Origin of the sequence: Halorarum halophilum (assembly GCF_013401515.1) — an archaeon.
Taxonomy (GTDB): Archaea; Halobacteriota; Halobacteria; order Halobacteriales; family Haloferacaceae; genus Halorarum; species Halorarum halophilum.
The window spans coordinates 603824-625669 of the sequence record NZ_CP058529.1; the positions used below are offsets into that span (position 1 = coordinate 603824).

Genomic DNA, 21846 nt, shown 5'->3' on the forward strand with positions numbered 1-21846 from the left:
AATTCCGGGCACAGCGTGGCGAACTCACTCGTCCCCCACGCCCGTCAGCAGGCGCGCCGTGGCCGCGATATCGTGCGTGTCGACGACCAGTTCCGCGGCGGCGCGGACCGTCGCGTCCGGGTCGCTCTCGACGCCGTGTTCCAGCGCGTACACCGCGAGCCAGTCGTTCGTGGCCCGGTGGAGCAGGTCGAGCTGTCGCCCCGAGAGCCGCTCCCGTTCGCCCGTCCGGGCGGCGATGTACCGCGCGACGACCGGTCCGAGCCCGTCCCGAGCTGCCGCAAGCGCTGCCTCGGAGTCGGGCGGATTCGCCGGCGGCCCGGCGGATTCACGGTCCTCGCGTTCCGCGCGAGCCTCCGCGGCAAGCCGCTCGATCGAGGGCGGTCGCTCCAGGCCCGCCGCCCCGTCTCCGCCGTCGGCGGTCGCGCCGCGCCCGGTCATCCCTGGTCGAACTCCACGCCCTTCCCGCCGCGGGGGTGGGTCCACTCGGTGTCGGCGACGATGGCGCAGGTGCCGCACTCGACGCAGGGCTGGGTGTCGAGGCTCACGACGCGCTCCTCGCTCCCGTCCGTCCTGACGGTCTCCTCGCGGTAGCACCCCCCGCCGAAGTCCCGGGCGCTGACTGGGCAGGCGGTGACGGCTGTGCCGCTGGCCTCGTACGACTCGTCGACCAGTTCGATGTGGGGGTTGCCCACGTCGGTGTCGTAGGTGAGTTCGCCGATGCGCTCCTCCAGCGTCGGCGGGGTCGCGTCGTTTTCCGCGGTGGCCGGCTCCCCGAGTTCCTCGGCCAGCACCGTCGGTACGGTGACGTAGGAGGTGTGAGTGTCCGGGAGCATCCCGAGCGCAAACGGCGAGTTGAACACGCGCCCCGTGAGCCCGCCGGCGGCGCGGAGGCCGAGGCGACCGACCGAGGAACGAACCAGCCCGTCGAGAGCGCCCGAGACGGCGTCCGACTCGCTGACGCGCCGGGAGAGCTCGTACCGCGTCGGGCGGAGCTTGTCCATCACGCCCTCGTCGCGGAGCTTGTCCGCGTAGAGGTCCCCCGCGCTGTACGGGGCGTTCCGCGACCTGGCCTCGATGTACGCCTCCGCTGCGAGTCCGCCGGCGGTGACGGCGTGGTTCATCCCCTTGATGATCGGCCCCTGCGCCTGCATCTGGCCGGCGGCGTCGCCGACCAGCAGCAGCCGGTCGCGGAAGGGCGACCCGTGGGCCACCTTCTTCGAGTCAGGAACGAGCTTCGCCGAGTACTCCCGCTCGCTGTACTCGTCGGGGAGCCACTGCCCGAGGTGCGGGTGGGTGAGCAGGTTGTCGAGGAGTTCGTGCGGCTCCGCCCGCTCCGCGGCGAGGCTGTCGAGGTGGAACACCGTCCCGATGGACAGCGAGTCGCGGTTCGTGTAGAGGAAGCCGCCGCCGCGGACGCCGTCGAACAGGTCCCCGCCGAACAGCCGGGCGACCCCCTCGTCTTCGGCCACGTCGAACCGGTCGGCGATGACGTCGGGCTCCACGTCCACGACGGCCTTCACGCCCTGGAACCACTCGTTGGGCTCCTCCCAGTCCATCAGGCCCGCCGCCCGGGCCAGTTCGCTGTTCACGCCGTCGGCAGCGACGACGACGTCCGCGCGGATCGGGTCGAGTTCGTCGCAGGTGACGCCCACGATCTCCCCGTCCTCACGGAGGAGCCCGTTGACCCGGACTCCGGTGAGCACGCCGCCCCCAGTCTCGGCGGTCAACTCGTGGACGCGGTCGGCCAGCCAGGAGTCCATCGGTCGGCGCAACACGGAGTCGCACCAGAGGGTGTCGTGTTCGTGGACATCCTTCAGGTCGACCGTGTGAACCCTGTCGCCCGCGATGTTGTCCATGTAGTTCCGGGTGACGGGGCGCTCGCTGGCCTCCTCCCGGAAGTCCGGGAACAGGTCGTCGATGGTGTACGGTGCCGACCTCTCGGCGTAGATGAGCCCGCCGGAGACGTTCTTCGACCCGGCTTCGACGCCCCGCTCCAGCACGAGCGTCTCGACGCCGTTGTTCGCGAGGACGGCGGCCGCGGCAGCGCCGCCCGGGCCGGCGCCGACGACGACCGCCTCGAAGTGCTCGGCGTCGGCCGCGTCCACGTCGACGGCGTCAGTCATCGTCCGCACCCCCCGAATCCGCGGCGACGTCACCGTCGGGCCCGTCCCGTCCATCCTCGGCGACCCCGCCGTCGGCGGCGACGTCGAGTTTCCCGGCCTTCACCGCGGCCGTGAGTTCGGGGAGGACCTCGAACAGGTCGCCCTCGATGAAGTAGTCGGACCAGTCGAAGATGCGCGCGTCCGGGTCGGTGTTGATCGCGATGATCGTGTCCGACTCGTCGCAGCCGACCTTGTGCTGGACCGCGCCGGAGATGCCTGCTGCAATGTAGATCTGCGGTTCGATCACCTGTCCGGTCTCGCCGATCTGCCGCTCCTCCTGGGTGTACCGCTCGACGTGGCCGTCGAAGTTGTACGACCCCGTGACGATGCCGCGCGAGACGCCGACGTCGGCGTCCTCGAACGCGTCGGCCAGTTCGACCGCGAGTTCGATGCCCCGCGTCGGATCGTCGCCGATCCCCCTGCCGACCGCGACGACGACGTCGTGGCCGGTGAGATCCACGCCGCCCTCGAGTCGGTCGAACTCGGTCACGTCGACGCGGAACCAGTCCTCCTCCAGGTCGGCGTCGTGTTCGACCACGATGCCCTCGCGGTCCCCGTCCGGTTCCGGGAGGTCGAAACTCCCCGGGATGACGGAGGCGCCCTGCGGGTGGAACTCCCGGTCGGGGTTGTCGAGACAGAGGATGGTCGAGTACTCGAACCCCGAGAAGTCCGGGCGCTTCATGTGGAGCACGCGCTCGAACGTCCGGTTCGAGCCCGCGCTGCCCGTCTTGACGGGGTTCGAGATGACCGTCTCCTCGATGTACAGCCCCGAACAGTCGGAGGCGAGCCCCGAGTCGAGTTCGGCCTGTGCCAGCGCGGAGAGGTCCCGGCCGTTGTTCGTCGCCGGGTAGAGGGTATAGCGCGGTTCGTCGTACTCGCGCCAGTCGGCGTCCTCGCCCGGATGACCCTCGGACCCGTCCCGGGCCGGCGGGTCCGCGCCCCATCGTGCCATGTCCGCGAAGATCTCAGTGTACGGCTTGTGGCGGAAGCGTTCGAGGCGATCGTCCTCGTGGTACACCACCACGTCGGCGCCGAGCGCGATGCACTCCTCCGCGTGGCGCTCCACGTCGTCGCCGATGAGCACCGCGACGACGCGCTCGTCGTCCTCGTCGTCGTCGACGTACGTCTCGTTGTAGCCGTCCATCATCGTCCGGGCGTGCCCGAGCATCTCGCGGGAGACGTCGAGCAGGTCGCCCGCCTGCGTCTCACAGTACACCCACATGTCGCCGTAGGTGCCGTCCGCGAGCGCCTTCACGTACTGCTTGTCCGCGGTCGGGTGGTCGAGTTCGGGGTGGCGCTCCTCTGGGCTCTCCGGTTCCTCCGCTTCGCCCTCCTCCTCGCCCCCTTCGAGCGAGTCGATCCGTCGGCGGACGAGGCGCTCGACCGAGTCCCGGCCCTCGCCGGACTCCTCGCGGTCGAGGATGTCCCGGAGGCGGTCCACGTCGTCGATGTCCTGGAGCGCGTTCCCCACCTCGGCGGCGCTCATCTCCGAGAGGTCGAACTCCGCGTCGCCGCCCTCCTCGTCATCCGAGAGGTTCTCGATGCGGCTCCGGATGACGGTGAGCACGGGGGCGCGGTCTTCGCCCGCCTCCTCGGCTTCGAGTAGCTCCTCCAGCTCGTCCACGTCGTCGATGCCCTGGACCTTGGGGCCGAGTTCCGAGATGTCGTACTCAGCGGGGTCGAACGGGGGCACGGTCAGTCACCCCCCGCGTACGGCGCGAGTTCGTCCACGAGCCCGGCCATCGCGTCGGCGTCCTCGGGGTCGACGACGGTCGCCTCGCGCTCGGAGGGCGCCTTCGGGATGGGGTCGACGGAGCTCACGATGGTCGGCGAGCCGTCCAGTCCGACGTAGTCCGGGTCGAGGTTCAGTTCCTCGTGGTCCCACATCGTCAACTGGTCCTCGAACGACCCCGCCCGCTCGCGCGCCTCCGCCCGCAGGCGCTTTCGCTCGAGCCGGTGTCGGGCCGTGCGGTAGGACGGCTCGAACTCCGGGTCGGCGACGATGAACGCCGGTAGCGGCGCCTCGACGGTCTCGATCTCGGAGACGTCGCCCTCGACGAGCCGCTTCGCGCGGACCCGCTTGGCCTCGGGGTCGACGTCGAGCGCGATGACGTGGGTGATGATCGGCATGTCGAGCCCCCAGCACGTCTGCGGCCCGGTGTGGCCCGTCTCCCCGTCGGCGGTCTTGAACCCCGCGAAGACGAGGCTCGGCTCGCCGAGGTGCTGGATCGCCGTGGCGAGCGTGATTGCCGTCGCCCAGGTGTCGGCCGCGGCAAACTGCTTGTCCGAGATGAGGTAGAGGTCGTCCGCGTACACGGACTCCATCGCCTCCCGCAGCACGTCCTTGTAGCCCGGCGGGCCCATGCTCATCACGTCCACCTGTCCCCCGTGCCGAACGCGCGTCTGCAACGCCGCGCGAAGGGCGTGCTCGTCGTTCGGATTCATCGTCGTCGGGGTGTTCCCGCGCTCGAGGTGGCCGTCCTCGTCGAACGACACCATCCCCTCGCGGAAGTCGGGAACGCCCTTCGTCAGAACTACCGTGTGCATTGGAAACACTCGTCGCCCCCGAGTTTCTAACGAAAATTAATAACTGTTGCTCCGCCAACGGGCGAGATCGACGGATCTGAACCCGGAGGCGCCGCTACTCGGGGTTCGAACGGTCCGCCGTTCGGTTGCCGTCCTCGCTCGCACCGGCCGAGGCGACGCCTCGGTCAGAGCCGCCCGGCCCGGCCGGCGTCGACGTCGATGGCGTCCACCGGGCAGACGTCGACGCAGATCATGCAGTCGATGCACTGGTCCTCGTTCGCGGGGTCCGCCTTCAGTTCGCTCTCCGGGTGGCCCGGCGTGTCGACCCACTCGAACACGTCGACCGGGCAGTCGTCGATACAGGCGCCGTCCCCGAGGCAGATGTCGAAGTCCACCGCGACGTGCGTACCGTGGATGCCGAGGGTCTCCGGCTCCTCCACCGGTCCCCACACCTGGTGGCCCTCGTGTTCCTCGGCTACCTCACGGTTGTCCTCGAAGTTCGGGTCGATGGCCATTGCTACCTCACCACAGACCTCCAACCCTCATTAAAGTCCCGGCAAATCCCTGCTCGAATCGGCCGTGGACACGGATCGATCGCTGATCGGAATCCGTCTCGGACAGCACGTCGGCGACGAACGGGGACGGAAAGAGCCAACTCGCCCTCCCCGCTACTGGGGAGCATGTCGCTGTCAGCGGCGGTCGAGGCCCTCCGCACGGAGGCACGCGCGACGGACCAGCGACGGCTCCTCGTCGTCCACGGCGGCCGCGACGCCTGCATCGACGCCGCCTACACCGCCCTCGACGCCGCCGACGTGGACGCGGACGACGCCACCCTCCTGACGACCCGGGAGGGGTTCGCGTACGACCGCCTGCGGCCGAAACACGCCCGCCGGTTGCTCGGCACGACGCGGGACGCCGTCGTCCTGGACGCCTTCGAGGAGTTCTCGGCGAACGCGCTCGGCCAGACGATCGGCGCGGTCGACGGCGGCGGCCTCTACCTGCTCCTCGCGCCGCCGCTCGACGACTGGCCGGACCGCCGGGACGACTTCGACGAGTCGCTCGCCGTCCCGCCGTACACCGTCGACGACGTGACGAGCCGGTTCCGGCGGCGCCTCGTTACGACGCTCCGTCAACACCCTGGAGTCGCGATCTACGACACGGACGACGACCGGCTGGAACGGGACGGCCTCATGGGCGAGGGCGCTCCGCCGGTATCGCCCGAACCGACGACGCCGGCGGATCACGCGTTCCCCGAAGCCGCCTACGCGTCGTGTCTCACGAGGGACCAGTCGCGGGCGGTCCAGTCGCTCGAACGTCTCCGCGAGAACGGAAGCGCGGTCGTGCTCGAAGCCGACCGAGGACGAGGCAAGTCGAGCGCCGCCGGGCTCGCTGCCGGGAGCCTCGCGGCCGAAGGCCGTGACGTCCTGGTCTCGGCACCGGGATTCCGCGGCGCCGAGGCGCTGTTCGACCGCGCCCGCGAACTCCTCGACGCCGAGGGCGTTCTGGCGGACGACGAGGAGCGGCGACTGCGTGCGACAACCGGAGGGACAGTCCGATTCCTCGCTCCCGCCGACGCGGTCGAGGAAGCGACCGAGGCGGACGTCGTGATGGTCGACGAGGCGGCCGCGCTCCCGGTCCGGCTCCTCGAACGCTTCCTCGACGCCCCGTCCGTCGCTTTCGTGACGACGGTCCACGGCTACGAGGGCGCCGGCCGGGGGTTCTCGGTCCGCTTCCGCGACCGGCTCCGGCGGTCGCGCCACGACGTGACCGAACTCCGCCTGGAGGACCCGATCCGGTACGCCCGGGGCGACCCGGTGGAGTCCTGGGCGTTCAGGGCGCTGCTCCTCGACGCGCGGCCCGCGGTCGACGAGGCGGTCGAGGGCGCCGACCCGGAGTCGGCCCGTTTCCGGGCCGTCTCGGCGGAGGAACTCGCGTCGGACGAGCACCTCCTCGGGGAGGCGTTCGGCCTGCTCGTGCTCGCCCACTACCGGACGGAACCGGACGACCTCGTCCGCCTGCTCGACGCGCCGAACCTCTCCCTCCGGGCGCTCACCCACGACGGCCACGTAGTCTCCGTCGCGCTGCTCGCGCGGGAGGGCGGCCTCGACGAATCGACGCGGGAGTCGATGTACGACGGCGCCCGCGTCAGGGGGAACATGATCCCAGACGTGCTGACGAGCCAGCTCCGGGACCGCGAGGCGGCCGCGCCCGTCGGCTACCGCGTGATGCGCATCGCGACCCACCACGCGGTCCGATCGGAGGGGCTCGGCTCGCGGCTCCTCTCCGGGATCCACGACGAGATCGGGGCCGAAGTCGACTACCTCGGGACCGGCTTCGGCGCGACGCCCGAACTGCTCCGCTTCTGGCGCCGGAACGGCTACCGGACGGTCCACCTCGCGACCACCAGGAACGAGGCCAGCGGCGAGCACTCGGCCGTGATGCTCAGGCCCGTGACCGACGCCGGGGTCGCCCTCCACGACCGCAACGCGGGCCGGTTCCGGGGCCGGGTCGAGGCGGCGCTCTCGGACGCGCTCCGGGACGTCGACGCCGACGTCGTTCGGGGGGCCCTCCGCGCCTGCGACGCCGACGCCGCGCCGCTGCTCGACCTCTCCGAGTACGAGTGGCGCGTCGTCGTCGGTGCCTCCTACGGCCCGGGGCTGTACGACGCCGCGCCGCGACCCTTCCGCCGCCTCGCGATGGCACACCTGCTCGACGACCGCGCGCCGCTCGACCCCCGCGCCGAGCGACTTCTGGTCCGGAAAGTGCTCCAGGCCCGTCCCTGGCAACAGGTCGCCGACGAACTGGAGTTCGTCTCGACCGGGCAGTGCATGCGATCGCTCGGGGCGGCGTACCGCCACCTCGTCGACGAGTACGGTGGCGAAGTCGCGCTCGAGGAACGGGAGCGGTACGAGTAGAAGAAACGGTACGATTTGGGAGATTCGAGTAGTCGTGGACGGGTTGGTACGTCCTACTGTCGCGGCCGGGTCGAGATATCCCCGAACCGATTTGGGACCGAACCGACGTACTTCGATGCCACCGCCACTGAAACGACGTCCCTGGAACCACCCTGGCCGGGAGATTCATCGGGGTCCGGGTCGTCGGGGCCACCATGGTCGATCTGGTCACCGGGGTCGCCCTCCTGCTCCTCCTCGTGGCCGTCGCGGGAAGCCTGCTGCCGCTTGTCCCGTCCGGCCTGACCGCGCTGGCGGGCGTCTACGGCTACTACTTCTTCGCCCCGGGCGCCGGGGAGGACATGGGCCTCTGGCTCCTCGCGGGGTTCACCGTCGTCGGGCTCGTCACGGCGCTGGTGGAGCACTTCGGTGGCGCGCTCGCGTCGAAGGCGGGCGGCGCCGAGACCGAGACAATGATCCTCGCTGGACTGTCGTCCGTCCTCCTCCTGTTCGTCCTCGGCCCGCTGGGCGTCGTGGTTGGCGTCGTCGCCGTCGTCGTCCTGGCCGAACTGCGCGCCGGGAAGGAGCCGCGGGAGGCCGTGGTCGCCTCCGTGTGGACGGTCGCCGGGCTGCTCGGTTCCACGGTGGCGCAGTTCCTCCTGACGCTCTCGATGCTCGTGGGATTCGTCACGTTCGTGCTCCTGCTCAGCTGAGCCGCTCCACGGCGAGCGCGGCCCGGAGCGCCAGCGCGTCCTCTCCGCGAGGTGCGGCGAACTGGATGCCGACCGGCGCCCCGTCCGCACGGCTGCACGGGACGGAAACGGCCGGGGAGCCGGTGTTGTTGAACGGCGCCGTGTTCGCGACCACCTCGGGGACCGAGACCTCGTGGCGGTCCTCCCCGCCGACCGCCCCGAATTCCGGGGCCGTCATCGGCGTCGTCGGTGCGGCGAGCACGTCCACGCGGTCGAAGCAGGAACGGGTCCGGCGGACCTGTCGGCGACGTGCGTCCCACCCCGCCGCGTAGGCGTCGCGTCCCTCGCGCCGCAACGCCTCCCCGATGGCCGCGAGGCGGTGGACGCGCGGAGGGACCTCGGCGTCGGAGAGCGAGGTCGCGAGCGCGGTGCGGGCGTCCGGGAAGCGCCCGTTTCCGAGCGGCTGACCGCCGCCGGCCCGGAGCCGGGCGAACTCCCGGAGGGTGTGGAGCTGGTTGACGAATCCGGCGTCCCCGTGCTCTGGGAAGTCGAGGCGCTCCACCGTCACGCCCGCGCGGCCGGCCAGGTCGGCGAGCGTCCCCTCGACGGTGGCCCGCACGCCCGGGTCGGCCGCCGCGACGAACTCCTCTGGGACGCCGACGCGGAGGCGACCGAGTTCCGAATCGAGCGTTCCCGTTGGCCTGACGGGGTCCGTGTGAGCGGTGGCGGGACGGAGCGGGTCGCCGCCGCCGAGTGCGCCGAGCACGCGGGCCGCCGTCCCCACGTCGCGGGCGAGGACGCCGACGTGGTCGAGCGTCGGTGCGAGGTCGAGCACGCCGGTCCGGGGGACCAGATCGAACGTCGGCTTCACGCCGACGAGGTCGCAGAACGACGCCGGTACGCGGACGCTCCCGGCCGTGTCCGTGCCGAGCGCCGCGTCCGCCAGCCCGCCCGCGACCGCCGCGGCGCTCCCGCTGGAGGACCCGCCGGGAACCGCGCCGGCGACGGCCGGGTTCTCCGTCCGGCCCGCGACGCAGCCCTCGCCGGTGACGCCGAGTGCGAACGGGTCCATCCGCGTAGTCCCGACGAGGTCGGCGCCCGCGACGCGCAGTCGCTCGACGACCGTCGCGTCGTGGTCCGGCTCCCAGGCGAGTCGGCCGGTACCGGCGCGGTGGGTCACGCCCCTCACGGCGACGTTGTCCTTCGTCGCCAAATCGAGGTCGGAGAGCGGCCCGTCCACCGACTCCGGCGTCTCGAGTGCCGTGGCGAACGCGCCGTACGGGTCGGCCCTGCCGACCGGTTCGGCGGGCGGGAACGCGGGGTAGGTATCGTCCCCGGGCAGCGACCGCGCGCGTTCGACGAACCGCCGGGCCGCCTCCTCCTGCTCGTCCCACGCTCCCTCGGTCATATCCCTGCCTTCGGGTGGGGGATGAAAACAGTTCTGGCAGCTGACGACTACAGCCCGAGTAGGTCGCGGGCCTCCGCCGGCGAGGCGACCGGCCGTCCGAGTTCCTCGGCGATGCGAACCGAACGAGCGACGAGCGCCTCGTTCGTGGCGCGCTCGCCCTTCCGGTAGTAGCTGTTGTCCTCCAGCCCGACGCGGACGTGCCCGCCGAGCAGCAGCGACTGCGTGGTGAGCGGGAGCTGGTGCGGTCCGAACCCGATCACGTTGAACTCCGCGCGGTCGGGGAGCTGGTCGACCATGTGCTGGAGGTTGGCCGGCGAGGGCGGGGAGAGCGTCCCCGGCCCGAAGATGAGATTCAGGTACGGCGGATCCGCGAGGTCGTCGAGGATGCGGAACGACTCGTTGAGGTGGCCGTCGTTGAACACCTCGAGTTCGGGCTTGATCCCCCGCTCGCGCATCTCCGCGTGGAGGCCGTCGATGGTGTCGCGGGTGTTCTCGCTGGTGAGCCGTCGCCCGCGGTTCATCGGACCCATGTCGAGGCTGGCCATCTCCGGTGCGGGGTCGGTCCGGAGCGGTTCGGCCCGGAGCGCGTCCGGCGCGGCGGTGCCGCCCGTCGAGTGCTGGATGACGAGGTCGTCGGTCGCGTCGCGCACGGCGTCGGTCACCGCCTGGAACCGCTCGGTCGAGAACGCGCGCTCGCCGTTGTCCCGCCTGGCGTGCAGGTGGACGATGGCCGCGCCGGCCTCCTCGCAGGCGGCCGCGGCGGCGGCGATCTCCTCGGGCGTCTCGGGCAATCCCGGGTGGGTTTCCTTCCCGTGGATCCCGCCGGTCAGCGCCGCCGTGACGACGACTGGTTTGCCGTCGAGGTACTCCTGGTACGTCATTCGTCCCAGTCGAGCCCCTCGTGTTCGCGGAAGTACTCGCAGTCTGCCTCTGGGTCGAGGTCGTAGCGTTCGGTACAGATGTCGGCGCGGACCGGCTGGACGAACCTCTCCGCCACGGTGCAGAACGCTCGGGCCGTCTCGAACTCCCGACTCCCGTCGCCCTCGCGGTACTCCAGGTGCGGGCACGTCATACCCACACTGCGGCCGCCGACCGTTTAGGTGTGACCGTCGGTGACACACGTGTTACCGCAGCGGGGCGGGAGCGCCGCTCAGGCGAACACGACGCCGTCGAACGAGCCCGAGAGGACGAGTTCCCCGTCCCCGTTGTGGCAGACGAACGGGGCGGTGACGTCCGCGCGACCGTCGCCGTGCTCGACGTCCGCCACGGTCACCTCGCAGACGATGCGCTCGCCGGTGTGGACCGGTCGGCGGAACTCGAAGGTCATCTCCCGGGCGAGCACGTCGAGGTCCCCGCCGATCTTCGTCGGCAGCGTCGCGGTGAGCAGGCCGTGGACGAGCAGGCGACCCTGCTCGTCCCGTTCCTCGTGGTGGGTGCCGCGGTCGCCCGAGAGGTCGGCGAACTCCCGGACCTCCTCCCGGGTGAAGGTGCGCTCGTGGCGGACGACGGTTCCCTCCTCGGGGAGGTCTGCCGGGTTCATGAGGGCGCGTCGAACCGCCGGAGGAAGAACGTGGTGGGTGCGCGAACTCGACGGACGTAGGGAAGCGCTCGCCGTCGGAGTCGCTCCGATCGAGGGTCCTACGCGCCGATGTACTTCTCGTTGATCTCGTACTCGCCCCGGTCGTTCTCGACGAGGTACTCGCCGTAGTACGGGACCCGATCCGCGACGACCTGGCGGTACGCCTCGCGGATCTCCGGCTTCGTCATCTCGCCCATCGACTTCAGGTCGTCGTTGCGGTTGAGACAGCCCTTCAGGTAGCCCTCGTGGGTGACGCGGACGCGGCCGCAGTTGGCGCAGAAGCCGGCGTTCTCGACGGGGTCGACGATCTCGACCATCCCGCCGTTCACGAAGTAGCGCTTCCGGTCGTGCATCTCCCGTCGCTCAACGCGGTCGGCGATGTCGGCGAGCCAGTCGTGAACGCGTCCGATGTCGATGTTCCACTCGGGCCTGCCAGTGAGCTCCGGCATGTACTCGATGAGCTGGAGCTGGAGTCCGTCGTTCTCCGCGACGTGTTCGACCATCCCCTCGACGTACCCGGCCGTGTGTTCGAAGACGACCATGTTCAACTTCACCGGAGCCAGCCCGGCGTCGAGTGCCGCCTCCACCCCCTCCATTACCTTCTCGTAGGCGCCCGACTTCGTGATCTCCCCGAACGCCTCCGGGTCGAGCGCGTCCTGCGAGACGTTCACGCGGTCGAGACCTGCGTCCACGAGGTCCTCCGCGCGTCCGGGGAGGAACGTGCCGTTCGTCGTCATCGACGTCTCCATCGAGTCGGGGGTCCGGCGGATGATCTCCTCGAGGTCCTCGCGGAGCATCGGCTCCCCGCCGGTCAACTTTACCGAGTCGACACCGAACTCGGCTGCGACCTCCAGAAAGGTGACCACGTCGTCGGCGGTCATCTCGTTTTCCTGGGCGTCCATCGGCCCGCGCGTGTCCCCGAGGCCCTCGTTGTGACAGTAGACGCAGTCGAAGTTGCACCGGTCGGTAAGCGAGACGCGAACCCCGGTCACCGCACGTCCGAAGTCGTCCTCCAGCGGGGCCTGCATATAGCCGAGAATTCTCGCGGAGGGACTTGAACTTGTGGTGCAATCGGGTGAGATTGTAATCAGATATGGTTACAGATCGGCGTCGCGAGCGAGTTCGGTGTGACCCCTTCACAACCCTTATTCGCGGGGCTCGCTGAAGGTGGAACATGGACGAAGCAACGGTTCGCGACCGCCTCGCGACCGTCGAGGACCCGGCGCTCGGCGACGACATCGTCTCGCTCGGGCTGGTTAACGCGGTAGAGGTGGACGACGAGGCGGGCGTCGTCCGCGTGTCACTCGCGCTCGGCGCGCCGTACTCGCCCGACGAGACGGACATGGCCGGACGGGTCCGCGAGGCGCTCTCGGGGACCGACTACGAGATCGACCTCTCGGCCAGCCTCCCCTCCGACGTCGGCGAGGAGGATCAGGTGCTCCCCGGCGTGACGAACGTCATCGCCGTCGCCTCCGGGAAGGGGGGCGTCGGCAAGTCCACGGTCGCCGTGAACCTCGCGGCCGGGCTCTCGAAGCTCGGCGCGCGCGTGGGCCTGTTCGACGCCGACGTGTACGGTCCGAACGTCCCGCGGATGGTCGACGCCGACGAGGCGCCGCGCGCGACGGGCGAGGACACCATCGTGCCGCCGGAGAAGTACGGGATGCGCCTGATGAGCATGGCGTTCCTCGTCGGCGAGGACGACCCGGTCATCTGGCGCGGCCCGATGGTCCACAAGGTGCTGACCCAGCTCGTCGAGGACGTGGAGTGGGGTGACCTCGACTACATGGTGCTCGACCTCCCGCCGGGGACGGGCGACACGCAGCTCACCATCCTCCAGACGCTCCCGCTCACGGGCGCCGTCATCGTCACGACGCCCGAGGACGTCGCGCTCGACGACGCGAACAAGGGGCTGCGGATGTTCGGCAAGCACGAGACGAACGTGCTCGGCATCGTGGAGAACATGAGCGGCTTCGTCTGCCCGGACTGCGGCAGCGAACACGACGTGTTCGGCAAGGGCGGCGGGAAGGCGTTCGCGGCGGACAACGACCTGCCGTTCCTCGGCGGCGTCCCGCTCGACCCGGCGGTCCGGAAGGGCGGCGACGGCGGGAAGCCCATCGTGCTGCGCGAGGACTCGGAGACGGCGGACGCGTTCAAGCTCGTCACCGAGAACGTCGCCAACAACGTCGGCGTCGTCCAGCGCCGGCGGGCGAGCCAGCGCGCCTCCCGCGACGCGCCGACGCAGTAGGTGACCGCGACGCTCCGTCGTAACGGACTCAGTAAGGGCTTAGGCGCGGGCCGACCAGGGACGCGACATGACCGACCCCGATTCTCCCGATGACGAACTCCCGCCCGACCTGCAGGAGGAGGACTGGGCGCTCGCGCCGGAGTCCGACGCCGAGTTCGTCCCCGACGCCGACCGGCGCCGGTTTCTCCGGCAGGTCGCGGAGGACGTGCGCGGCGAGTCGAGCGAGTCGAAACAGCTCTCGGCCATCCTCTACCGCGTCTCGGACCTGTACGACCCCGACGAGGACACCTCGCCCGAGGAGATCTACCTCAACGTCAGGCGGATCATGCAGATCAAGGAGCGCGGCGGGCTGGAACGGGAGTAGGACGACTGTGGACGGCTGGTGGGAACAGACGTCGAGACCGTGATGACGACCGCGGCGTTCCGGTGGTCCGGACTGGACCGATCAGTCGGTTTCGTCCGGGTCGTCGGACCCGATGGTCTCGCCGCAGTGAGGACACCGGTCGTACCGGAGTTCGACGCTCGCCTCGTGGACCGCCCGCATCGCGGCTCGAACGCGCTTCTCGCTGGCGATCTCCTCGTCGTAGGCCAGCGTCGCTCCTTCGACCTCGATCAGGAACTTGGCGACCTCGGTCGCCTCGAACATCACGTCGTCTAGCTCGTCGGCGGTGAGGAAGTCGCTCATCGCGCCGTAGAGGAACGTCGCACCGGCCGTCCGCACCTTCCCCTCGAAGTCCCGCCTGGCCTGATAGACCGCCTGGCGTGTGTACGTGTCGTCGAGGAAGGGCACGAGCTCCGGCAGTTGTTCGCCGACCTTCGTCATCTCGACCCCGGTCTTCGTCCGGAAGTCGGCACACAGCCTCGCGACGGCCCACTCACGTGCCGTGAACGCCACCCGGCCCCTAAGGAACACGTCCACTCGGTCGTTATCGGCGCCGTCGAGTCGCTCGAAGCGTCGCCGGTCACCGTTGGTACTCGGAACGGTCGCTTTCGTGTCGTCGGGCATGGTTGTTTCGTGCGGTTGCCCGCGACAGAAACAGGACCTACAGCTGTATACGCCTTTCTACCGCCCGAATCGGGTACTCGGAATCGGAGCGGATACGTGGTCTTCGAACCCCCCTACGACCGGCGGAACCTGGCCGAATCGTCTGCTACTGGTTCCCAGTCCAGAGTCCGGTATCGCGTCGGTCGTGGGAAGCGTGATGGAACACCCTCGGTGGCGAACGCAAGGGAAGAGAACGGGGCGTGAACCACGGGGGTCGACGAGCGAAACCGCCGAAGGCGGCCGAGAGGGGAGACCGCTAGAGAGGATTTACTGGAACGTCCGGCCCAGTTCGCCCTCCTCGGGCTCGGCTGTGTCGGCCTGCCGGAAGCGCTTCTCGATCTCTTCGTAGCGCTCGATCGTCTCGGGGGTGACGGAGGGCTTCACCTCGTCCAGTGCCGACTCGAAGTGGTCCATCGTGATGCGGACGTTGCCGACCGAGTCGGCGATCTCCTCGGGCTTCACCGACTCGATGAACTCGCGGGAGGCGTTCATCGACGCCTCGCGGCAGACGGCCTCGATGTCGGCGCCGACGTAGCCGTCCGTCCGGCGGGCCAGCGAGTCGAGGTCGACGTCGTCGGCCAGCGGCTTCTCCTCGGTGTGGACCTGGAAGATGGCCCGGCGGCCCTCCTCGTCCGGGACCGGCACGTGGACGTGGCGGTCGAGCCGGCCGGGGCGGAGCAGCGCCGAGTCGATGAGGTCCGGGCGGTTCGTCGTCGCGATGACGACCACGTCCTCCAGCGTCTCGAGGCCGTCGAGCTCCGTCAGGAGCTGCGAGACGACGCGCTCGGAGACGCCCGAGTCGCCCGTGTTGGTGCCGCGCTCGGTCGCGAGCGAGTCGATCTCGTCGAAGAAGATGACGGTGGGGGCGTTCTCGCGCGCCTTGCTGAACACCTCGCGCACGCCCTTCTCCGACTCGCCGACGAACTTGTTCAGGAGCTCAGGCCCCTTGACCGAGATGAAGTTCGACTCCGACTCGTTGGCGATGGCCTTCGCCAGCAGGGTCTTCCCCGTACCGGGCGGGCCGTACATCATCACGCCCTTGGCCGACTGCATGTCCATCGCCTCGAACACCTCGGGGTACTCGAGGGGCCACTGGATCGTCTCGCGGAGCCGTTCCTTGGTCGCCTCGAGACCGCCGACGTCGGCCCAGGTGACGTCCGGCACCTCGACGAACACCTCCCGGAGCGCGGAGGGCTCGATGCCCTTCATCGCCTCCTTCATGTCGGACTCGTTGACCTCGATGGAGTCGAGCACCTCGGCGTCGATCTCCTCCGCGTCGAGGTCGAGCTGCGGGCGGATGCGCCGCAGGGCGTTCATACCGGCTTCCTTCGCAAGCGACTCGAGGTCGGCGCCGACGAACCCGTGGGTGGACTCCGCGTACTCGTCGATGTCCACGCCCTCGGAGAGCGGCATGTTCCGCGTGTGGACCTGCAGGATCTCCTTGCGGCCGTCCCGGTCCGGGACGCCGATCTCGATCTCGCGGTCGAAGCGCCCGCCGCGGCGTAGCGCCGGGTCGATCGCGTCGACACGGTTGGTCGCGCCGATGACGACGACCTCGCCGCGCTCCTCGAGCCCGTCCATCAGCGAGAGCAGCTGGGCCACGACGCGGCGTTCCACGTCGCCGCCCGCCTCCTCGCGCTTGGGCGCGATGGAGTCCAGCTCGTCCATGAAGACGATCGCGGGGGCGTTCTCCTCGGCCTCCTCGAACACCTCGCGGAGCTGCTCCTCGGACTCCCCGTAGTACTTCGACATGATCTCGGGGCCCGACAGGGTCTGGAAGTGCGCGTCGATCTCGTTGGCGACGGCCTTCGCGATGAGCGTCTTCCCGGTGCCCGGCGGGCCGTGGAGCAGCACGCCCTTCGGCGGCTCGATGCCGAGCCGCTTGAACAGCTCGGGGTGGCGCATCGGCAGTTCGATCATCTCGCGGACCTGCTCGAGTTCGTCGTCGAGTCCGCCGATGTCCTCGTAGGCCACGTCCGGCGACTCCGCGCCCGACGTGGAGGCCTCGGCGATCTCCTCGGCCGGCTTCTCGGAGATGTCGACGTCGGTCGAGTCCGTGATGACGACCGTGCCGGACGGCTGGGTCGAGGCGATCTTCAGCGGGACCGCCTGCGAGCCGCCGCCCATGAGGCCGAGCCCGAGGGGGAACCTGATGGTCTGCCCCTGCGTGACCGGCTGGCCCGAGAGCTTGTCGCGGATGATCGAGCCGACGTTCCCGCGGATGCCGAACTGCTGGGGGAGCGCGATGGTGATGCGCTCGGCCGGCTCGACGTCGGCGGGTTCGACCTCGACGCGGTCGTCGATGCCGGCGCCGGCCTCCTGCCGTAGCTGACCGTCGATGCGGACGACGCCCGTGTCGTCGTCCTCGGGGTAGCCGGGCCACACCCGCGCGATAGCGGTCGAGTCACCCTCGAGGCGGATGTAATCGCCGCCCGAGAGCTCCAGTTCCTCGGCCGCGACGCGGTCGATCGCTGCGAGGCGCCGCCCCGCGTCCTTCTGCTTCAGTGGTTTGACAGTTAGTTTCATTGGGTGATCGTGATAGTGAGTACGCCGTTCTGCGTGTCAATGTTTGCGGCCGTGCCGGGGAGATCGATCTCGAACTCCTCATCGCCGTCCTCACGCTGCAGGACGACGATGGCGGTGTCGTCGACGGTGTCGACGTACACGTCCTCCTCGTCGATGTCGAGATCGGCGGCGAGCACGGTCGTGTCGTCGTAGTCGTAGCGACGCACGAACCGCTCGGTTTCCCCGTTGAATTGGCGTTGGTTCATGACGAATCCTAACTCCAGGTAATGCACCTTCCTATTTAAATCTTCCGTCGGCGAACCGCGGTACGACGGTGGTTATCGCACAATTGCGGTCGTGTTGCGGTTCATCCCGGCCCGCCCCCTGTCATTTTATCACACAGCCACGACGAGTACAGACATGGAGCGAATCGCGCACCACGGTCGCGAGACTGCCTACCGTGTTTCCGACAGAGGAGGTGACGGGCCGGGACTGCTGTGTATCCACGGGAGCGGGGGTTCCGCGGGGGCGTGGAAGTCCCAGTCTCGACTCGCCGACAGGGCACCGATTGTCGCGCTTGACCTCAGCGGCCACGGCGAGAGCGAGGACGTCGCCTCGTCGGCAGGTCCCGACGCCCTGGAAGCGTACGTCGAGGACGTCGTCGCGGTCGCCGAGGAGACGGACGCGAGCATCCTCGTCGGTAACTCGCTGGGCGGTGCCGTGGCGATGTGGACCGCCCTCGAACGTGGTCTCCCTCTCGACGGGCTCGTGCTCACCGGGACCGGCGCGAAACTCGCAGTTCTCGACGACCTGTTGGCGTGGCTCGGGGACGACTTCGACCGGGCGATCGAGTTCCTCCACGCACCCGACAGGTTGTTCCACGATCCCGACGAGCAGTCCCTCGAACTCTCGAAGGGGGCGATGCGGCAGGCCGGGCGCGCCGTCACGGAACGCGACTTCCGTACCTGCCACGCGTTCGACGTCCGCGACAGGCTCGGGGAACTCGACGTCCCCGCGCTAGCCGTCGTCGGCGAGCACGACAAGATGACACCACTGCGGTACCACGAGTTCCTGGCCGACAACATGCCCGATTGCGACATAGCCGTCGTCGAGGACGCCGCCCACCTCGCGATGCTGGAGGCTCCCGAGGCGTTCAACGAGGCTGTGGAGACGTTCCTCGATCGGATCGGGGACGAAGGTTGAAACGGGAGAGCGGGACCACCCTCACGTGTGAAGTGAACGTCACTCCGGCGTAGCTCGCAGTTGCGCAGTTCACGGCGCGGGGACGGTCGGCCGCACGTCCGTCGTCGAAACGGTCGCACGAGCGGCCGTCGAACCGCCTGTCAGCCCCCTGATCGACGAGATCAGTACACGTTCTCGACGTCGTCCTCGACGTGGCTGTGTTCCTCGGCCGGGAACTCCCCGGCCTCGACCTCCTTCTTGTAGGCCGAAACGGCCCGTTCCATCTCCTCGCGCACGTTTCCGAACTGCTTCGAGAACGGCGGCGACCAGTCGTCCAGCCCGAGTACGTCTGTGATGACGAGCACCTGCCCGTCGGTGTGGCGGCCCGCGCCGATGCCGATCGTGGGAATCGAAAGCGCCTCCGTCACCTGGCGCGCGAGGTTCGCCGGAACGTGCTCGAGGACGAGGGAGAACGCGCCCGCCTCCTCGTGTTCCCGGGCCAGTTCGATCAGTTCCTCCGCCGCGCCACGATCGGTCCCCTGTCGCTGGTATCCGCCCAGTTGGTTCACGTGTTGTGGCGTGAGCCCGAGATGGGCCATCACGGGGATCCCGATGTCGACGAGCCGCCGGGTCAGTTCGACCGTATGAGGGCCCGATTCGAGCTTCACCGCGTCGGCGTCGGCCTCCTTGAGCATCCGACCGGCGTTCTCGACGCTCTCGGCTTCGTCGACGCCGAACGAGAGGAACGGCATGTCGGCGACCACCAGCGCGTCCTCGGTCGCCCGAGCGACGGCGCCAGTCCTGCTCCGCACCTCCTCGAGCGTGACGGGGAGCGTCGAGTCGTAGCCGAGCACCGCGTTCCCCATGCTGTCACCGACGAGGATGACGTCCACGCCCGCCCCGTCGACGACGGCCGCCGTCGGCGCGTCGTATGCCGTGAGCATCGTGATCGGCTCCTCACCCGCCTTCTCCCGGAGGGTCCGTGTAGTGGTCACGGGCGGGTATTCGACGGCGAGCCGATAAATTCGACCGGTTCGACGCAACGGTTTACTTCCCCGGTGAGGAGGGCGAATCATGGACTCCAGGGGGATCTCGCCGGTGATCGGGACGCTCCTCCTGCTCGCCATCGTCGCGATCCTGGCGGCCGTCCTCGGGACGTTCGCACTCGGATTCGACGATCAGCTGTTCCAGCCGGCCCCGCAGGTGGCACTGGAGGTCTCCGAGTACGACGCCGCCGGCGACGGAAACGGTGGGAAACCCTACCTCGAGATAAACCACCGGGCCGGCGACATCGCCGACGGGACGAAGGTGTCCGTTCGTGACGAGTCGGGGAACGAGGTCGCCTGGGCGGACGTGTGGACGACCGGTCCGACCGTCGGGCCGGGGTCGTACGCCCACATCGACGGCTGTGGCAGCGACGGTGCCCTCGACCCGGTTACGACCCGCGGTCAGACGTACTCCATCGTCTTCAAACACGACGGGAGAACGCTCACCATCCACGAGGTCGACGTCCCCTCGGAACCGACCGGGACGGGAACCTGCTGAGCGAGACGAACCGACACCCCTTAGCACGACCGTCCGAAGAACCAGCCATGCCGACGCGCGTCGAGACGACGAACCCGGACGGCGTCGACTACGGGTGGGTGATGCAGACGACGTTCGTCGTCACGATCGTGGTCGGCGCCCCGCTCGTCACCGCGCTCTCGACGTTCGTGACGCTCACCTCGTGGGCCGCCCGTGCCGAGTTCGCGATCCGCGTGGGTGCGGTCGTGTGGTTTCTCACGGCTATTGCGGTGTTCCTCTACGCCCGATCGGCCCGCTGACGGTACCAGCGGAAAGCGACGCCAGCCCGCTCGGCAGTCAGTTCGTCGCGTTCCGAGTCGCCGACGAACACGGCCCGGTCGGGAGGAACGTCCAGCTCCCGAAGGGTCGCGAGGAGCGACTCGGGGTCAGGTTTGTACGTCGCCGCCGAATCCCGACCGAGAACCGCGTCGACGTGTCCGGAGAGGTCGTGGACGTCGAGCGCGAGCCGACACGCTGCCTCGCAGTTCAGGGAACAGACGCCGGTCGGGACGGCCAGCGGGAGGTCGTCGGCGGGCGGGAGTCGCTCGGAGGTCCGCGCGCCCTCGCACTCGTGGTCGGAGAGCAGCGCCTCGAGTTCCCCGCGAAGGCCGACGTCGTCGGCACGCTCCAGGAGACTCCAGAGGTCCGCGTCGGACGCGTCGTGGCCGTTCCGTTCGAACAGCGCGACGGCGTCACGGGCCGCGGCACCCCAGTCGACGGCGAGGTGGACCAGCGTCCCGTCGAGATCGTACACGACGGCGTCGTAACCGGCGAGTTCGTCGGCGTTCACGGTCAGGGTCAGGAGCCACGCCGCTAAAAGCGTGGGGTAGACGGGCGGGCAGCCTGGTCGCTCGGTTCGGACGCCCGGTCTGCGCTACCCAAGGACGTCTCGCGCGATGATCTTCTTCTGGATCTCGGAGGTCCCCTCGTAGATGGTGGTGATCTTCGCGTCCCGGTAGAACCGCTCCACGTCGAACTCGGTCATGTAGCCGTACCCGCCGTGGATCTGGACCGCCTCGTTCGTGACGTCGACCGCCGTCTCGCTGGCGAAGTACTTCGCCATGGAGGCGAGGAGCCGGGGGTCGTCGCCGGCGTCGGACTGCCGGGCCGCTTCCCTGACGAGGAGTCGGGCGGCCTGCGTGTTCGTCGCCATCTCGGAGAACTTGTGGCGGACGCTCTGGATCTCCGCGATCGGCCCGTCGAACTGCTCCCGTTCCCAGGCGTACTCCACCGACTCGTCGATGGCGGCCTGGGCGAGGCCGACGGCCTGGGCCGCGATGGCGATGCGGCCGCCGGTGAGGATGCGGAACGCGGCGCTCAGGCCCTTCCCCTCCTCGGTGAGCCGATACTTCTCCGGGAGGCGAACGTCGTCGAACTGCATCGCCGTCGTGTCGGACGCGCGGAGGCCGAGTTTGTCCTCCTTCCTGCCGACGGTGACGCCGTCGTAGTCCGCCGGGACGAGGAACTGCGTGATGGAGCCGTCGTCGTCCGGGTCCGTCTTGGCGAAGACGACGTAGACGCCGGCGCGTTCGCCGTTGGTGATCCACTGCTTGTCCCCGTTCAGGACGTACACGTCGCCGTCGCGAACCGCGGTGGTTGACATCTCCGCGGGGTTCGACCCGGCGTGGGGCTCCGAGAGACAGAACGCGCCGACCGGTCGGCCGTCGACCATCTCGGGGAGCCACTCCTCGCGGACCGCCTCGGTCCCGAACTCCGCGATACAGGAGGTGGCGAGACAGTGAACTGACAGCGCCGTCGCGACCGCGAGCTGGCCGTAGGCGAGCTCCTCGTTCACGAGCGCGTACGTCGCGCGGTCGGCGTCGAACCCCCCGTACTCCTCCGGGACGGTGAGCCCGGTCAAGTCCAGGTCGGCGAGGCCGTCCCAGGTGTCCTCGGGGAACGCTTCCTCGGCGTCCGCCTCCCTCGCGCCGGGGCGGACCTCCTCGACGGCGAACTCGCGGACCACCTCGCGGATGGCCCGCTGCTCGTCGGTGAGCAGCGTGTCGGAGTGGCCGTAGGCGTCGGTCATGGTCCCGGGTTCGCGCGCC

The 21846-nt window shown here is 69.5% G+C and carries 23 protein-coding genes; 7 read left to right on the top strand and 16 right to left on the bottom strand.

Annotated features, from left to right (window positions below; genetic code table 11):
• Positions 1–24: 24 nt before the first annotated feature.
• The 5 genes from HUG10_RS03190 to HUG10_RS03210 all read right to left on the bottom strand — a co-directional run bounded on the left by HUG10_RS03190 (position 25) and on the right by HUG10_RS03210 (position 5203).
• Complete coding sequence (locus HUG10_RS03190) at positions 25–438, bottom strand: hypothetical protein (RefSeq protein WP_179168176.1); 414 nt, start codon at positions 436–438, stop codon at positions 25–27.
• Positions 435–2123, bottom strand: coding sequence for an FAD-dependent monooxygenase (locus tag HUG10_RS03195; protein WP_179168177.1), 1689 nt, complete (start codon positions 2121–2123; stop codon positions 435–437). Before HUG10_RS03195 ends, HUG10_RS03190 begins: the two co-directional genes overlap by 4 nt.
• Positions 2116–3855, bottom strand: a complete 1740-nt coding sequence (locus tag HUG10_RS03200) for an electron transfer flavoprotein subunit alpha/FixB family protein (RefSeq protein WP_179168178.1) — start codon at positions 3853–3855, stop codon at positions 2116–2118. The genes HUG10_RS03195 and HUG10_RS03200 overlap by 8 nt, the downstream gene beginning before the upstream one ends.
• A gap of 2 nt (positions 3856–3857) precedes the next feature.
• The gene (locus HUG10_RS03205) at positions 3858–4709 is read right to left on the bottom strand and encodes an electron transfer flavoprotein subunit beta/FixA family protein (protein ID WP_179168179.1); all 852 of its coding nucleotides are present in this window, start codon (positions 4707–4709) and stop codon (positions 3858–3860) included.
• 164 nt (positions 4710–4873) lie between these two features.
• Positions 4874–5203, bottom strand: coding sequence for a 4Fe-4S dicluster domain-containing protein (locus HUG10_RS03210; protein ID WP_179168180.1), 330 nt, complete (start codon positions 5201–5203; stop codon positions 4874–4876).
• 165 nt (positions 5204–5368) lie between these two features.
• Between HUG10_RS03210 and tmcA the strand changes: the two genes are divergently transcribed.
• Together tmcA and HUG10_RS03220 are read left to right on the top strand one after the other, a co-directional pair.
• Positions 5369–7603 carry a tRNA(Met) cytidine acetyltransferase TmcA gene (gene tmcA, locus HUG10_RS03215; protein WP_179168181.1) on the top strand — a complete coding sequence of 745 codons (2235 nt, stop codon included), beginning with the start codon at positions 5369–5371 and terminating at the stop codon, positions 7601–7603.
• A 194-nt stretch (positions 7604–7797) separates the two neighbouring features.
• Positions 7798–8292, top strand: coding sequence for a DUF456 domain-containing protein (locus HUG10_RS03220; protein ID WP_179168182.1), 495 nt, complete (start codon positions 7798–7800; stop codon positions 8290–8292).
• Here HUG10_RS03220 and HUG10_RS03225 read toward each other — a convergent pair.
• The 5 genes from HUG10_RS03225 to moaA form a co-directional block, all read right to left on the bottom strand.
• Positions 8285–9679, bottom strand: a complete 1395-nt coding sequence (locus HUG10_RS03225; protein WP_179168183.1) for an amidase — start codon at positions 9677–9679, stop codon at positions 8285–8287. The two genes, HUG10_RS03220 and HUG10_RS03225, sit on opposite strands and share 8 nt — an antisense overlap.
• 47 nt (positions 9680–9726) lie before the next feature.
• Positions 9727–10560 (bottom strand): BKACE family enzyme, encoded by an 834-nt coding sequence (locus tag HUG10_RS03230; protein ID WP_179168184.1) that lies wholly within the window; start codon positions 10558–10560, stop codon positions 9727–9729.
• Positions 10557–10751, bottom strand: coding sequence for a hypothetical protein (locus tag HUG10_RS03235; RefSeq protein ID WP_179168185.1), 195 nt, complete (start codon positions 10749–10751; stop codon positions 10557–10559). Before HUG10_RS03235 ends, HUG10_RS03230 begins: the two co-directional genes overlap by 4 nt.
• A gap of 78 nt (positions 10752–10829) precedes the next feature.
• The gene (locus tag HUG10_RS03240) at positions 10830–11219 is read right to left on the bottom strand and encodes a hotdog domain-containing protein (protein WP_179168186.1); all 390 of its coding nucleotides are present in this window, start codon (positions 11217–11219) and stop codon (positions 10830–10832) included.
• Positions 11220–11317: 98 nt separating this feature from the next.
• Complete coding sequence (gene moaA / locus HUG10_RS03245) at positions 11318–12286, bottom strand: GTP 3',8-cyclase MoaA (RefSeq protein ID WP_179168187.1); 969 nt, start codon at positions 12284–12286, stop codon at positions 11318–11320.
• Positions 12287–12432: 146 nt separating this feature from the next.
• Here moaA and HUG10_RS03250 point away from each other — a divergent pair, with 146 nt between their 5' ends.
• Both HUG10_RS03250 and HUG10_RS03255 read left to right on the top strand, forming a co-directional pair.
• Complete coding sequence (locus tag HUG10_RS03250) at positions 12433–13503, top strand: Mrp/NBP35 family ATP-binding protein (protein ID WP_179168188.1); 1071 nt, start codon at positions 12433–12435, stop codon at positions 13501–13503.
• 67 nt (positions 13504–13570) lie between these two features.
• A complete protein-coding gene (locus tag HUG10_RS03255; protein WP_179168189.1) occupies positions 13571–13867 on the top strand; it encodes a hypothetical protein in 297 nt (98 codons plus the stop codon).
• Between the two features lie 81 nt (positions 13868–13948).
• Here the strand turns inward: HUG10_RS03255 and HUG10_RS03260 are convergent, their stop codons facing one another.
• The 3 genes from HUG10_RS03260 to HUG10_RS03270 form a co-directional block, all read right to left on the bottom strand.
• Entirely contained in the window at positions 13949–14509 is a 561-nt protein-coding gene (locus HUG10_RS03260) for a DUF5806 family protein (RefSeq protein ID WP_179168190.1), read from the bottom strand.
• A gap of 306 nt (positions 14510–14815) precedes the next feature.
• Positions 14816–17074 (bottom strand): CDC48 family AAA ATPase, encoded by a 2259-nt coding sequence (locus HUG10_RS03265; protein ID WP_179168191.1) that lies wholly within the window; start codon positions 17072–17074, stop codon positions 14816–14818.
• Complete coding sequence (locus tag HUG10_RS03270; protein WP_179168192.1) at positions 17071–17319, bottom strand: DUF7127 family protein; 249 nt, start codon at positions 17317–17319, stop codon at positions 17071–17073. The genes HUG10_RS03265 and HUG10_RS03270 overlap by 4 nt, the downstream gene beginning before the upstream one ends.
• 154 nt (positions 17320–17473) lie before the next feature.
• Here HUG10_RS03270 and HUG10_RS03275 point away from each other — a divergent pair, with 154 nt between their 5' ends.
• Entirely contained in the window at positions 17474–18256 is a 783-nt protein-coding gene (locus tag HUG10_RS03275; RefSeq protein ID WP_179168193.1) for an alpha/beta fold hydrolase, read from the top strand.
• Between the two features lie 161 nt (positions 18257–18417).
• Here HUG10_RS03275 and panB read toward each other — a convergent pair whose 3' ends face one another.
• Positions 18418–19230 (bottom strand): 3-methyl-2-oxobutanoate hydroxymethyltransferase, encoded by an 813-nt coding sequence (panB, locus tag HUG10_RS03280; RefSeq protein ID WP_179168194.1) that lies wholly within the window; start codon positions 19228–19230, stop codon positions 18418–18420.
• Between the two features lie 79 nt (positions 19231–19309).
• Here panB and HUG10_RS03285 point away from each other — a divergent pair, with 79 nt between their 5' ends.
• A complete protein-coding gene (locus tag HUG10_RS03285) occupies positions 19310–19780 on the top strand; it encodes a type IV pilin (RefSeq protein ID WP_179168195.1) in 471 nt (156 codons plus the stop codon).
• Between the two features lie 47 nt (positions 19781–19827).
• Entirely contained in the window at positions 19828–20058 is a 231-nt protein-coding gene (locus HUG10_RS03290; RefSeq protein ID WP_179168196.1) for a DUF5822 domain-containing protein, read from the top strand.
• Here HUG10_RS03290 and HUG10_RS03295 read toward each other — a convergent pair.
• Together HUG10_RS03295 and HUG10_RS03300 are read right to left on the bottom strand one after the other, a co-directional pair.
• A complete protein-coding gene (locus HUG10_RS03295) occupies positions 20037–20588 on the bottom strand; it encodes an HAD family hydrolase (RefSeq protein ID WP_179168197.1) in 552 nt (183 codons plus the stop codon). The two genes, HUG10_RS03290 and HUG10_RS03295, sit on opposite strands and share 22 nt — an antisense overlap.
• Before the next feature lie 84 nt (positions 20589–20672).
• Positions 20673–21827 (bottom strand): acyl-CoA dehydrogenase family protein, encoded by a 1155-nt coding sequence (locus HUG10_RS03300; RefSeq protein WP_179168198.1) that lies wholly within the window; start codon positions 21825–21827, stop codon positions 20673–20675.
• Positions 21828–21846: the final 19 nt, after the last annotated feature.

Excerpts from the sequence above, each read along its gene's own strand:
- HUG10_RS03240 (WP_179168186.1), bottom strand. The coding sequence starts at position 11,219 with ATGAACCCGGCAGACCTCCCCGAGGAGGGAACCGTCGTCCGCCACGAG.
- HUG10_RS03250 (WP_179168188.1), top strand. The coding sequence starts at position 12,433 with ATGGACGAAGCAACGGTTCGCGACCGCCTCGCGACCGTCGAGGACCCG.
- HUG10_RS03195 (WP_179168177.1), bottom strand. The coding sequence starts at position 2,123 with ATGACTGACGCCGTCGACGTGGACGCGGCCGACGCCGAGCACTTCGAG.
- HUG10_RS03230 (WP_179168184.1), bottom strand. The coding sequence starts at position 10,560 with ATGACGTACCAGGAGTACCTCGACGGCAAACCAGTCGTCGTCACGGCG.
- HUG10_RS03275 (WP_179168193.1), top strand. The coding sequence starts at position 17,474 with ATGGAGCGAATCGCGCACCACGGTCGCGAGACTGCCTACCGTGTTTCC.
- HUG10_RS03205 (WP_179168179.1), bottom strand. The coding sequence starts at position 4,709 with ATGCACACGGTAGTTCTGACGAAGGGCGTTCCCGACTTCCGCGAGGGG.
- HUG10_RS03190 (WP_179168176.1), bottom strand. The coding sequence starts at position 438 with ATGACCGGGCGCGGCGCGACCGCCGACGGCGGAGACGGGGCGGCGGGC.
- HUG10_RS03225 (WP_179168183.1), bottom strand. The coding sequence starts at position 9,679 with ATGACCGAGGGAGCGTGGGACGAGCAGGAGGAGGCGGCCCGGCGGTTC.
- HUG10_RS03300 (WP_179168198.1), bottom strand. The coding sequence starts at position 21,827 with ATGACCGACGCCTACGGCCACTCCGACACGCTGCTCACCGACGAGCAG.
- HUG10_RS03285 (WP_179168195.1), top strand. The coding sequence starts at position 19,310 with ATGGACTCCAGGGGGATCTCGCCGGTGATCGGGACGCTCCTCCTGCTC.
- moaA (WP_179168187.1), bottom strand. The coding sequence starts at position 12,286 with ATGCAGGCCCCGCTGGAGGACGACTTCGGACGTGCGGTGACCGGGGTT.
- HUG10_RS03235 (WP_179168185.1), bottom strand. The coding sequence starts at position 10,751 with ATGACGTGCCCGCACCTGGAGTACCGCGAGGGCGACGGGAGTCGGGAG.
- HUG10_RS03290 (WP_179168196.1), top strand. The coding sequence starts at position 19,828 with ATGCCGACGCGCGTCGAGACGACGAACCCGGACGGCGTCGACTACGGG.
- tmcA (WP_179168181.1), top strand. The coding sequence starts at position 5,369 with ATGTCGCTGTCAGCGGCGGTCGAGGCCCTCCGCACGGAGGCACGCGCG.
- HUG10_RS03210 (WP_179168180.1), bottom strand. The coding sequence starts at position 5,203 with ATGGCCATCGACCCGAACTTCGAGGACAACCGTGAGGTAGCCGAGGAA.
- HUG10_RS03265 (WP_179168191.1), bottom strand. The coding sequence starts at position 17,074 with ATGAAACTAACTGTCAAACCACTGAAGCAGAAGGACGCGGGGCGGCGC.
- HUG10_RS03255 (WP_179168189.1), top strand. The coding sequence starts at position 13,571 with ATGACCGACCCCGATTCTCCCGATGACGAACTCCCGCCCGACCTGCAG.
- HUG10_RS03220 (WP_179168182.1), top strand. The coding sequence starts at position 7,798 with ATGGTCGATCTGGTCACCGGGGTCGCCCTCCTGCTCCTCCTCGTGGCC.
- HUG10_RS03270 (WP_179168192.1), bottom strand. The coding sequence starts at position 17,319 with ATGAACCAACGCCAATTCAACGGGGAAACCGAGCGGTTCGTGCGTCGC.
- HUG10_RS03260 (WP_179168190.1), bottom strand. The coding sequence starts at position 14,509 with ATGCCCGACGACACGAAAGCGACCGTTCCGAGTACCAACGGTGACCGG.